This is a genomic window from Collinsella aerofaciens (assembly GCF_039836695.1).
Lineage (GTDB): Bacteria > Actinomycetota > Coriobacteriia > Coriobacteriales > Coriobacteriaceae > Collinsella > Collinsella aerofaciens_BD.
In genome coordinates this window covers 73293-85424 of record NZ_JBDPAC010000001.1, presented here as the reverse complement: position 1 = coordinate 85424, position 12132 = coordinate 73293, and the positions used below count along the sequence as shown (strand labels likewise).

The following is a 12132-nucleotide window of genomic DNA, read 5'->3' as shown; positions in this document are numbered from 1 at the left end:
GTAACTGCATGTCTACTGTGAAAAGGGGAGAAATTCCCACGCTGTTTGAGTCGCCATCGCATTGCTGCGGTTGTGGAGCGTGTGCCGCTAGTTGCCCTAGAGGCGCCGTTACCATGTCCGAGGGTAAGGATGGGTTCGTTCTTCCTGTAATTGATGGTGATCTTTGCATTGGCTGCGGCGCGTGCATTAAGGCGTGCGGTCTTAACCGAGGGATAGGCTCTAATTCCGCCGGACCGTTCTTTGCCGCCGCCGGTAGGGACGATGTCTCGGAGTCCGCCTCCGGTGGCGTTTTTGGTGCATTTGCGCGTGAGCTTATTGCTTCTGGTGGGGTCGCATATGGCGCTGCCTATGAGCGCGAGGGGAGCATCCTTCGGGTGCGGCACCGTCGCGCGGCGAGCGTTGACGGGCTTCGTCCACTGCTTAACTCAAAATATGTGCAGAGTGATGCAGGAGCTTGTTTTGCCGACGTGAAGGCGGACCTTCGCGAGGGGAGGCGGGTTCTTTTCTGCGGTACGCCTTGCCAAGTCGCCGGCCTTAGGGGCTTTCTCGGAGGCGATTATGAGAACCTGACAACCGTTGACCTGGTCTGCCACGGCGTCCCTTCCGGCCGCATGTTCGCGGATTGCGTTGAGGGCTATGGCAGACAGCTTGGGTCTCCCGTGGTTGATTTCCGGTTTAGGTGCAAGCGCGAGGGGTGGGACAACTCTCTTCTTCTATTTCTTCTTCTTGAGGACGGAAGAGAGGTCACCATTCCTGCGGCGAAATCCCCCTACTACGACATGTTCCTGAACCTCAAGACTCTTCGCGATAGCTGCTATAGGTGCCCCTATGCAGGGAGATTTCGCGCCGGCGATCTTACCATCGGTGATTTTTGGGGCGTCGACGTTAATAGGCCCGACGTTTTGAAAGATGCTGAGAAGTTTAATCAGATGAAAGGTGTCTCCTGCTTGCTGGTGAATAACGACCGCGGCAGGGAGTTTATTGAATCCAGCAACGCTCTGGACTTGTACCCTGTCGAATTTGACGATATCGCTAAAGGCAACGATCAGCTCCGCCGCCCGAGCACCCTTCCAAAAGACAGACAGCTCTACATTGACGCATTTGTCGAAGGTGGTTGGCATGCCATTGAGTGTATGTATAAAAGGCGTGAGCGGGGAATATTTTTTTATACTAAGAAAATAGCACGAAGGCTTCTCCCTGAATCATTTCGGGAGATTGTCAAAAAGTATTTGAAAGATCTTGCAGACTAGGTAAGGAGCCACGCCTGGGCGGGCCCCCCGTTGGGCTCGTAGAGCCATACCGTGTTGCCCTCCGAGGTCCGCTGCCCCCGGTCGTCCAGCGCCAGCCCGGAGGCGGACGTGAATGAGTAGCGGCCTCCGCCCAGGGCCGAGACGCGCCACAGCTGCGAGGCGGAGCCGTCCGCCTCGGCCAGCACCGCCCGGTTGCCCGACTCGGTCAGCATCAGGCCGCCCGAGGAGACCCTGTAGAGGCCCGTCGCCCCGTCGCGCTCGAGGGAGAGGGCGCCCGCGCCCGAGGACAGCGAGCAGCCCGATGCGAAGGCCGACACGGCCATCCGGGCGTCGAGGGCGGCCGCGAGGCGGTAGGAGCCGTCGTCTATAACTTTCTCTAATGTTGCGATTCGGTATTTTGCTGCCAGGTCGTACCTAGCGCTCCATTTGCTGTTCGATTCCTTGGTGACGTTTGATGCCGCAGTAAGCTCAACCTTGGCGCCTTGAACTTTCCATTCCCTCTGGTTCATTGCGTACGCAACAGTCCCGTTCTGAATCCCCGAGATGCTCGGCGGGAAGGACTGGTTGTCGGCATCGATGGAAAAGCTCTCTTCCTTGGCATCCAAGTGCTGTTGAATACGGTCGGCATACTTCTCTGCCCATTCATCGGCCTTGCCAGTTCGCACAAAGTAATTGTTGGATAGGTCGGTCGAGCGGTAGTCGTAGTCGTCCTTTTGGTAATTTGTCGTGTGGTCGGAGTGGGCGATTGCCATGAGCTCGTCGGTCAGGCCAAAGTATAGATGGCGCTGGTCCAGGTCTCCGTACCAGTTGTCGCTGGTGTCGTCCCAGGTTAGGTCCATCTGGCACCATTTGCCGTCGATCTTTACGGCGTTCCAGGTGTGGCCGTTGCCGGTGACGCGGCCGTTGGCGATGCCCGCGGCGTCAAGGAGCTTGGAGTAGATGCGCTGGTAGCTCTCGCAGGTGCCCTGGTGGCGCGTGAGGCCGCTTTCGGCCGAGCACCAGTTGAGGCTGTGGTCGTACTCCAGCTGGTCGAGCGTCCAGTCGTGGAGCCAAAGCGCCATGTCGTATTCCGAGCCGTTTGTCTCTTGCCTGCACAGGTCCACGGCGTTGTTGACGATCTGCGTGACGCTTGGGCGGGCGGCATCGTTTACGGTCACCTCCGCCGTTGTGCGCAGGTAGTAGATTCCCTTGTCGTTTTGGGGGTCGTATCTGTCGTTGTCCATAAAGTAGAAGTAGATGCGGTACGTGCCCGATGCCGTGAAGTCAAAGGTAAAGTCGTGGCCGGTGGCGCCCAGGTTGTAGTAGCTGCCCCATGTCGCGCGCGACGGGTCGCAGACGCTTTCCTGGCTGCCGCCGTCCCAGTAAGTGGGCACGTCCATGCGCGCCTTGGCCTGGGACGAGCCGTTGGTCTGGGTTACGTGGAAGGTCGTCGCGGTGCCCGCGGGGGCGTCGTTCCACGAGACGGTGAAGGTGACGCCGTTTTGGGTTGCGGTGGCGGAGTGGGCGTAGGCGGTTTGTGACGTGGTGGAGATTGCCTCGGGAGTGCCGTTGGTTTGGGCGCGGAGGGATGGGGCGGGGGTGGTGGTTGCGGCGGTGGTGCCGGGGGTGGCAGTGTCTGTGGTGTTGGCGTCCGCGGGGTCGGTCTGGCTGGTGCCAGTAGATGTTGCGGTGCTGTCCTCTGCGGAATCTGCTGTCGCATTTGTGTTGGTGCCGTCTTCAGCCTTGCCTGTGCCGCTGCTCGTGGCGTCGGCTTGCGCCTGCTGCGTGGCTGTTGCCTGAGGCTGGATGGCTTCCGCAATGGCTGCCATGGGCATCGTCGCGCTGACCATGGACGTGCACGCGATCGCGCAGAGCAGGTGGTAAAGGGATCGTTTCATAGCGGAGCCTCTCGGTGAGCAGCCAATAGGGTCCGAAGGCAGCTCCAGGCCAGCACTCCGCACATATTTTGTTGCGGCTTATTTTACGGGAACCCCGGTCAACATCAGCGAACTTTCTGGGGAATGTTGGGGAGGGGGGATGGTTGTTGGCTTTCTGTTTCCCCATCTGGCGGCTATGCGGCATGCGTTGGGTTGTCTATGCGTGCTGCGGAAGTTTCAGCGCGAGTCTGTGTTGTTCCTCCGTGAGGCTCGACACGGGCGTCTTCCAGGAAAAGCCTGTGAGTTGGCTACCCAGATCCAGCTCTGCGTGGCCATATTCTTCGATTTTGCATCCAGGGTGCTTGGTATCGGGCCTCAGGCGGCACTCGACCGGGTTCGACCCGATGATTCGATATTCCTGCTGGTAAGCGTACTTGGGCGTTTTGATAAGTAGGTTGCAGATCGTGCCTTGGAAAATTTCCTCGATCAGCTTTGGTCCGGGGATGCCATAGGAGATGGCGCCGTGGGCGTATACCTCCTCGCCGCCGGTGGTGTGGCTGTCTATAAGGCGCGCGAAGCTGTCGTACCGCACTATGCCGATCCATCCGTCTGCACATCCGAACTCCCGGATCATGCGCTTCGGGATTTGGACAGAACCGTCGACGATGTCGTTCTCGCGGACCGTGTACATGCAGTAGATGGGCAGGCGGTAATTGCCGTAGATGCATGCCGGGAGGACCATGGACGCCTCGAGCGGATCGCCCTGTTCGCCAGGCAGGCCATGATAGTAGTCGGCTGCATTCATATAGAGATGTCCGTTCAGCAGGTCGTCGATGTACACCTCCTTGGATGCGAACTTTAGTAGGTATGCGATGTTGTCTTTGAGCATGGCAGCTCCTTTCATGGGTGGTGCCCCGGGCCGCTTTGTGCGTCCGGGTTGCTTGCCACCAAGGTAAGGGCGCTTGGTGGGACCCTCGTGCCGGATTGGCGTGGATTTGCGACGCTTGGGTGTGCTGGCTCATTGGGACTCTGAGGCTTGTACAGCAAAGAACTCTGGGGGCTTTATTCCGACCTGCTGCGAAATGGTCTGCTAGTTGATCGGTTATAGTAACTCAGCTCAGCTTGACTCTGCGATGTTCACTTCCTTGTTTGCTTCAAGAGCAATTCGATACTGGTCTGCGTATCCGAATTCAAGGGATACGCATGTCGATGCATCGAGGTCGAAAACGTAATTGTATCCTGGGACCGAGACGATAACAGATACGAAGTGCCATGAGTGATCTCGGGATTCTTTTTTCATGTTGGAGAGCGCTTCGCGAAGCATTTCCTCGTCAGCAAGAATATTGGATCTGACAAACAACTCGTTTCTCCTAAAGAGTTCGTAGTCACCAGAGTCGAGTCTGTCCAGCTTTTTTCGAAGAGCTTCAATAATCGGCTCGAATGAATCCGTACCATTTGGACCAAACAGGACTCCTTTTTCGAAATGCGCTCCACATTGCTCAATAAGTTCGATTCGGCGTTTTTCCTGAGAAGAATCATTCTCGTATAGGAGTTTGGAATAGAGGGATTCTGCCTTTCTGCTGTCTTGCGATTGGGAAGCTGTTACCTCGATGCCTAGGGACTGCGCCCGATCGATCAGATCCGGTTTGTCGCTGTAAGCCAAATTGCCATATTTGTTGCTATCGATAAATTGCAGAACATGTCTCGCATAACACTCCCAGATATCAATCTTGGTCCTACCAAGGATGGGCTTGACGTAGCTTTCGCTATCAATGGGGCTATGCATATGGCTCACTTCTGGTACTCGAATCTCGGGGTTAATGTCTGCCTTATTGTGCAATATTTTTTGTCCTCGCGGCGTCCTATCCTTTTAGAAAAACACTGACTGTTTGGAGGATAACAATGGAAACAACCGCTGAAGAGTTTGAAGAAAGGCGCAGGGTCTTACTGCAAATAGCTGAGGCTTATGCAAATCTTTTATATACGTATAAGACGCAGCTCGTTGCGGCAGACAGCGCCAACGGACTCAACAACCGTTTATCCGTAATGCAGACTGTTTTGACATCGGTTTCCGCTTGTGGCTTTGTAAGTATCTGGCTATCTGGAATGGAAATTGCGGCGCTGGTTGCCGCCGGGCTATCTGTCATCAGTCTAGCAATAACAATTTATCTTAAAGGGGCAAACTTGAGCGAGAGGGCAAATTGTCATGGCGCTACCGCAGATGCAATTTGGGTGATTCTTCAGGGGTATCTATCACTTCTTGCCGACAGCCGTTCATTTGATTTGGCGGAAATCAGATCTCGTCGCGATTCTCTTCAAAAGGAAGTTGCTTCAATTTACGCAAAAAGCCCTATGACAAATCCCAAAGCCTATTCAAAGGCCCGTGAAAGGATTAAGGCGGGCAACTGTGGGTTTTCTCCGGTAGAGATAGAACAGATTCTCCCTGTTGGATTGAGGGATCTGGTTAGATAACTGAAGGGACCAACATGGACGAAAAGCAATCTTTTGAGAATTTCTTCGAATCAATTTCGCTTGATTCATTGAGTGAGTATCAATCGTCGATTGAGTCATTGACGAAATTATTGAACAAAAAATACTACGATTTGGATTCTGTCGATGATCATTGTCTTGTGGTTGGATCAGTTGGTCGGCAAACTGCTGTTTCCGAAACTAGCGATCTTGACCTTTTGTTTGTACTGCCGCAGGAAGTTTATACGAGATTCAATGCCTATGACTCTAATGGGCAGTCGGCGCTTCTCCAAGAAGTCAAAAAAACAATTAAAAGCCGTTACCCCAAGACTGACATAAAAGGTGACGGACAAGCTGTAGTGATTAACTTCACAGATAGGTTTTATTCGATTGATTTGGTTCCTGCTTTTGAGCAGGACGACGGATCGTTCAAATATCCCGATTCAAATGATGGTGGGTCTTGGAAAAAGACGGATCCTATTCCTGAGCAAGATGCCTGTTCTACTCTATTTGAAAAGACCGATGGAGATGGCAAAAGCCTCTGCAATGCTTTAAGGGTTTGGAAAAATACTCTCGGATTCCATTTCAAGGGACTGCTCATCGATACTCTTGTTAATAATTTTTACAGCCAGGATGACCGCTCAGGTGAACCTTATGATCTTTTGGCTGATCTCTTTGAATTTCTGTCCGAGCAAGATCGCGAACAATCATTTTGGCATGCCCTGGGTAGTAACCAGCAGGTTACAAATGATGATGGCGGGGCGTTTGTGCCAAAAGCCAAGAAAGCTCATGGAAAACTAATCGATGCCACTAGCTCTGATGAAAAAGAGCAAGCTCTCATTGATTTATTTGGAAAGTCATTCTCCGACGCTGTTGTCGATGGTTCTTCCGATAGTGAAGAAGCCCAATTTGCTTCCAAGTATGGCGTGGCCATTGAGGAGCGATTTGTCGAGGATATATTTAAGGTTGACATTCGTCGTTCGATGGATATCGATTGCGAAGTTATACAGCGTGTATTTAGACCCTCATTACTTAGGGATATGTTGTCTAGGCATTGTCCTTTGCTACGAAGGCGTTCGCTTCACTTCTTTGTTGTCAATGCTGCTTCTTTTAGAGATTGCGTTTTTTACTGGAAAGTTCGCAACTGCGGTGAAGCTGCATTTCAGAGAAACTGCATCCGAGGCGAAATTCAACGTGGCAATAAAGATGGCTTTCATGATGAGAAGACTGATTTTGTTGGCCCACATTATGTTGAGTGCTATGCGGTTAGGAGCGGCGTTTGTATAGCACGATCTAGAATTGAAGTTCCTATCAGTTAGCTCAAAGCACGAATTGCGTTCTTTGATCTGGTTTGATTATCGCCCAGCTGGGTCGATAAGCGTCGCTGTAAGATGTTCTCAGTGATATAGCCGTCGTGGACTCTACGTGAGGCGATGACAAAGAAGGGTCGTTGTTCGGTTTTCCGGCAACGGCCCTTTGACGTTTCCGCGACAACTGGATGTTGTCGCGGGCTATCCGCAATTACTTTGCGCCATTTTAGGGGGACTATTGTGGAACGAGATTACTTAATACTAACCGCGTCTTTTGCGATGTTCTGGAATTTGAGGAAAGGCAGCGCTACGGTTTGCGTCCAATGACGGTTTCTGTGACCGGTTCGATATGTGCCATCGAGCTTGGATGGCTTTCTGGAGAGTACTGTTATTGGTCCGATTACAATACAGTTGTATCCTGCCTGAGTGAAAATGATGCCAATGGCGCTAAACTGGTCAGCAAAAATGATGTGAATAAAACTCGGATAACCGAGACGACCTCAAGGCTTAAGGAGCAAGGTGTTTCCGTTCTTGAGGCCAAGTATGTGCCCGGCGCTTCGGCGACCATCGTGTGTATTGGCGATTCCTCTAAGATTTCGAGTACAGCCGGTAGTGACTGGATAGTTGTTGGCTAGGGGATTTAACTCCGCTTTTTGCAAATATTGAAATCGCTTTTGTGGACAGGGCGCATAAATGTGACGTTCACTTGATGATGGAACTTGGTACAACGTTGCGGCTCTGCTGATGTTTGATTCGGGTCTGGTTTAGGACTGTCGCTATTTGTGGTGACGACAAATATAGTCAAGGGCGAGTGCGTATGTCTGCCATGGTATTTAAAGACGGCCAATATCAAGCCTAAGACACATATTGATGGTAAAGTTACTTGAGACAAGGTCGCAGCTAGTCATTGATTGCCCCGATTGGAGCAAGTCCTCTGTTAAAGATGGACTGAGACGTTTTTACCAATTCGGGTCCGTGCATATGGTTATTCCATAGCCACGGACCCGAAACCGTGCCTACGGAATAACCATATGCACGGCCTGTGCGGCCTTGTCCTTATTGGAATCGAGGTGCAATGCTCTGCGACTGTATCAGTAAAACTGATTTGAATATCCTGAGAAATCATCTGAGGGTTTATCGTGACGTCAATAAACTGCCCTTGTTTATCTTTCCCTGCGGCGGTGATCAGAGCCTGCATTCCTCTCGACGATTCTTTAGAGCTTATGTGTCCAACAATCACACCGAGGCTTTAAAAAACGTTTTTTGTCTTACTGCCGAAGACGTAGCGGCGGAAATGGACGGTTCGAGACTTAATTTACTTCAGCAAGAGGCCATGCTTGCCGACATATCTGACTGGATATTGATTTTTGCAGAGAGCTGTGGATCTTTTTGCGAGTTGGGTGCTTTCTCCGCTTTGCCTCATGCTGCTTGGATTACCTCTGTTGCCGTTGGAAAGCAATATAAGGGCTCTCGGAGCTTCTTGATTGATGGGCCAGTGAAAGAAATAGCCACGGGCGACTCTTCGCTTAACAAAGTCTTTTACTTAGACTTAAATAACCCGATGTCTTCGCCTGACTTGTACCGCTTTGTTTCTGAACTAAGACTCCTTATTGGTGTTAATGCTACTAAGCGGGGCAAGGCTGGCTTAAAGGCCGCTAGAAAGAAGATCAATCGAGACGAATCCGAGATTAACGTGGGCTCACTCGTCCATGAGTTACTTGATTTGCTTCAAATATTGGGGCCCATGTCAGAGACCGATTTACGAACGATATACTGTGCGGCCAAAGGTTTCCGTGCTAGTAAGCTCAAAATATACTCACCCATTTTAAATGCGGATATGAAAAATGCCGGCGTTCCGATATCTTGGTCGGATGTTTGCTGCATGATGAGAGCTACCGGTCTTGTTTCTAAAGTGGGATGCAACAAGGGTTCGGACTCCCTGATTAAAAGCACGATACACCTCGATTCCTATTTCATGTTTAAGGGAAGCGAAGACCAAGATTTCTCAAACATGAGGGCGCGGGTAATCCTTCGCAAGAGATCAATGTGGTATGGAGGCGTTGCCGGTGTCTATTGCGGATAGAATTTGCTTCGATCTTGGAATGACAAATCGCCAGCTACTGGACCTTGCGAGCTCAACGACAGATAAGTATCACTGTTTTTCTGCCGGCGGGAGAAAGATCGTTGCGCCTCAACCAGATTTGAAGCTCGTTCAGTGTTGGATATCGGACTATATAAATACGGAGTTTGATATAGATCTTCCTTACGCTACAGCCTACGAAAAGGGCTCAAGTGTCTGCCGTAATGCCGGGCTCCATGCTAAGAGCAGTCATTTTCTTCTGCTTGATATTTGCCATTTCTTTGAGTCCTGCACTCAGCAAATGGTCAGGAATTTGTTTTCAGGGGGAACGTATCGGTCGACAAACGCTGAATCTCGCTCGCGTCTTACTGCAGACGATATCGATCTTCTCGTAGCTTTATCATGTTATCGGGGTTCTCTTGCAACGGGTTCTCCGTGTTCGCCCTTTATTGCCAATCGCATAATGGCTTCGTTTGACCAAGAGATTGCAGCTAGACTAGGCGAAGGATTCGTCTACTCACGATACTCTGACGACATCTGCATTTCATCATCTGAATGGATAAACTCTGCGGAGATTTCAACTTTTGTTGGTAATCGCCTACGGCAAAAGGGTTTTGATTTGAATAATGACAAAACTCGTTGTTTTGGGCGAGGGCACCTTCGTAAAATCACGGGTATCTATCTTGACTGCGATGGCGTCCTTCGACTGGGGCCTCAAAGAAAAGCAGAGCTAAAGCGCTCGTTATACCAGGTGCTTATGCGCGAGTGCGATCCTAATCACGCCCATCGCGTTTTAGGCCATCTGAGCTTTTGCAAACAGGTTGAACCGGATTATTGCAATGCACTTTTAGCCAAGTACGCGAGCTATGGTAAGGCTGTGTCCAGCGGAGGCGTTATGCCGGCGTTAATAGAGCTCGCCTATGGGTAACTGTTGGGTGATTTGCTGGGGGTCACGTGACGGTTGTGTCGGTTTGCTTTTTGAATCACTCTCGAATTGGTTGCATATTCTATATAGCAATATACAAAAGCTCTTTGGGAGCTTTAAGGGTGACGCCTTCTGTTAGAGAGTGTTGCCCTTATTTCATGCATGTAATGTGTGACGTGCTAGCTAAACGCCATTCCGGCAATGGGATGGTCGAGTATGGGCGGTTTGGCACCGTGCGCTTGCTGTCATTGGTGTAGCAAGCACTTGATTTAGACTACTTAAAGTCTATAATCAAAGAAAAACTCTGATATATCTTTTCAAAATAATGAAAGGAATGTTGAGTACCATGCTTTGTCAGTTCACCTTTAAGAACTATCGGTCCTATCGCGACGAGGCTGAGCTTTCCATGCAGGCGACGCCGATGAAGGAGTTTGAGCGTTCCCTCATCGAGTGCTCCGACGGGCAGAGTTTCCTTCCGGTGGCTGCGGTGTACGGGCCCAACGCTGGCGGTAAGTCTAACCTGCTCGAGGCTCTTGATTACGTTCGTTCGGCGGTGGCCAGACCAATTAGATTGCTGTCTGCCAGCGCTGATGCGCCAGCGGGTGATCGCCCTTTGATAGCCCGTTGTTCGGCGTTTGAATTTGATGACGTGTCTGCTGCCGAGCCCACCGAGTTCGAGCTCTATTACCGCGCGGGCGAGCATGAGTACCGCTATGTTCTGTCTGTACACGCCGATGAGATCGTGTCCGAAGGGCTGTGGCGGCGTAAATTGGGAGCGTCGCGTACGGCGATGCTGTTCGAGCGCGAGGATACAAAGGTTGAACTCGGCCCCACACTGCGTAAGCTTGTGACGGCTGCGAGGTTCAACCCGAGCCTGCCGTACCTATCGTTCCTTTGCATCAACTTCGATGCGCCGGTGGTCCAGGAGGCGGCCAGCTGGTTTCTCGACGCTGTGTTTCTCAACTACAACAGTTCCTACCTTGAGCGGATGCTCGAGCAAATGCTCGACGAGGGCGACTCGCGCGAGGTCACGCGTTTTTTGCGCGCCGTTGATGTGCGTATTGATGGCTTCAGAGTGGAGAGGGCGCCGGAGTGGCGCGGCCAGCGCGTCTTCGTGAGGCACAAGGTGAGCGGCAAGGCGTACGAGCTGCGTTTATCCGAGGAATCTGCCGGTACCCAGAAGCTCATGGGGTTGGCTGCGTATCTGATGACAGCGCTTGAGCGTGGTGGCACCGTTGTGGTAGACGAGCTCGACGCCAAACTGCACCCGAAGCTTCTTCGCTATGTGATTCTGCTGTTTAAGGATCCTGAGGTCAACAAGAGTGGCGCGCAGCTCATCTTCTCGTCCCAGGATGTGTCAACCATGCGAAACGATGTGTTCCGCCGTGACGAGATATGGTTCGCTGCACGCGGCGAGGGGGAGGCGAGCCAACTGTGGTCTCTCGCCGATATCCACGAGGCAAACGGTAATCTGGTAAGCAAGAACGCGGCTTTCGACAAGCAATACCTGTCCGGTCGCTACGGCGCCGATCCGTACCTCACCCGCATCGAGGAGTGGGATTAGCATGGTGGCGAAGAAGTCGAAGGGCTGGCGTAGCGGCAAGCGAGAGGGCCGCTCGCGCATGGTTCAGATGACGCGTCATCTTGTAGTGAGCGAGGGCAAGGAGACCGAGCCTCGCTACTTTGAGGGCGTGCGTGCGGCGTTGGGCGCGGCGAACGAGCGCAAGGTTGCCATTGTCGTTAAGGGGACCGGCAGACACACGCTTGACCTGCTTGACTTCGCCGTCGAACACTGTCGCTATGCGCCCGAGACGTTCGATCACGTGTGGCTCGTGTATGACAAGGATGACTTTCCTGCGTCCGACTTTGATGCGATGAAGCGCAAATGTGACGAGCTCTCCGATGGTTCGAGGACCTTCCATGCGTTGTGGTCGAACCCCTGCTTCGAGCTGTGGCCGCTTTTGCACTTTCGCTACACGACCGCGCATATGTCCGCGTCCGACTGCCAACATGCCCTCGCGCAGGAGATGTCGAAGAACTTGGGCATCGAGTACCGCAAGAACCTGGACGGGATGTTTGGGGCAGTTGATGATAGGCGAGGCGAAGCATTGCAGCGTGCTGGGCGCCTCGTCGCATACCATAGGGAACTGGGTAACATTAAGCCATCTGCGCAAAACCCTGCAACTAAGGTGGGCGAAATTTTCGATGTAATCGGGCCGTATCTGGTTGGCTAGGCGAGTCG

General features: G+C 52.2%; 11 protein-coding genes. 8 read left to right on the top strand and 3 right to left on the bottom strand.

Annotated elements, in window-relative coordinates; genetic code table 11:
- The first annotated feature begins 8 nt into the window (after nucleotides 1–8).
- Entirely contained in the window at nucleotides 9–1250 is a 1242-nt protein-coding gene (locus ABG996_RS00360) for a Coenzyme F420 hydrogenase/dehydrogenase, beta subunit C-terminal domain (RefSeq protein WP_347479326.1), read from the top strand.
- Here ABG996_RS00360 and ABG996_RS00355 read toward each other — a convergent pair.
- The 3 genes from ABG996_RS00355 to ABG996_RS00345 all read right to left on the bottom strand — a co-directional run bounded on the left by ABG996_RS00355 (nucleotide 1247) and on the right by ABG996_RS00345 (nucleotide 4946).
- Nucleotides 1247–3127: a transglutaminase domain-containing protein gene (locus tag ABG996_RS00355; protein ID WP_347479328.1), complete on the bottom strand. Its 1881-nt coding sequence runs from the start codon at nucleotides 3125–3127 to the stop codon at nucleotides 1247–1249. The two genes, ABG996_RS00360 and ABG996_RS00355, sit on opposite strands and share 4 nt — an antisense overlap.
- 196 nt (nucleotides 3128–3323) lie before the next feature.
- On the bottom strand, nucleotides 3324–3995 hold the full coding sequence (locus ABG996_RS00350) for a hypothetical protein (RefSeq protein ID WP_347479329.1): 672 nt from the start codon (nucleotides 3993–3995) through the stop codon (nucleotides 3324–3326).
- Nucleotides 3996–4223: 228 nt separating this feature from the next.
- On the bottom strand, nucleotides 4224–4946 hold the full coding sequence (locus ABG996_RS00345; protein WP_347479331.1) for a hypothetical protein: 723 nt from the start codon (nucleotides 4944–4946) through the stop codon (nucleotides 4224–4226).
- 62 nt (nucleotides 4947–5008) lie between these two features.
- Here ABG996_RS00345 and ABG996_RS00340 point away from each other — a divergent pair, with 62 nt between their 5' ends.
- From ABG996_RS00340 to ABG996_RS00310, 7 genes are all read left to right on the top strand, one after another.
- The gene (locus ABG996_RS00340) at nucleotides 5009–5578 is read left to right on the top strand and encodes an SLATT domain-containing protein (protein ID WP_347479333.1); all 570 of its coding nucleotides are present in this window, start codon (nucleotides 5009–5011) and stop codon (nucleotides 5576–5578) included.
- Nucleotides 5579–5592: 14 nt separating this feature from the next.
- Nucleotides 5593–6894: an SMODS domain-containing nucleotidyltransferase gene (locus ABG996_RS00335; protein WP_347479335.1), complete on the top strand. Its 1302-nt coding sequence runs from the start codon at nucleotides 5593–5595 to the stop codon at nucleotides 6892–6894.
- A gap of 314 nt (nucleotides 6895–7208) precedes the next feature.
- On the top strand, nucleotides 7209–7520 hold the full coding sequence (locus tag ABG996_RS00330; RefSeq protein WP_347479337.1) for a hypothetical protein: 312 nt from the start codon (nucleotides 7209–7211) through the stop codon (nucleotides 7518–7520).
- Nucleotides 7521–7960: 440 nt separating this feature from the next.
- Nucleotides 7961–8968, top strand: a complete 1008-nt coding sequence (locus ABG996_RS00325) for a retron St85 family effector protein (protein ID WP_347479339.1) — start codon at nucleotides 7961–7963, stop codon at nucleotides 8966–8968.
- Complete coding sequence (locus ABG996_RS00320; RefSeq protein WP_347479341.1) at nucleotides 8952–9893, top strand: reverse transcriptase domain-containing protein; 942 nt, start codon at nucleotides 8952–8954, stop codon at nucleotides 9891–9893. The genes ABG996_RS00325 and ABG996_RS00320 overlap by 17 nt, the downstream gene beginning before the upstream one ends.
- A 343-nt stretch (nucleotides 9894–10236) precedes the next feature.
- Nucleotides 10237–11454: an AAA family ATPase gene (locus tag ABG996_RS00315; protein WP_347479342.1), complete on the top strand. Its 1218-nt coding sequence runs from the start codon at nucleotides 10237–10239 to the stop codon at nucleotides 11452–11454.
- Nucleotide 11455: 1 nt separating this feature from the next.
- Nucleotides 11456–12124, top strand: a complete 669-nt coding sequence (locus ABG996_RS00310; protein ID WP_347479344.1) for an RloB family protein — start codon at nucleotides 11456–11458, stop codon at nucleotides 12122–12124.
- Nucleotides 12125–12132 lie beyond the last annotated feature (8 nt).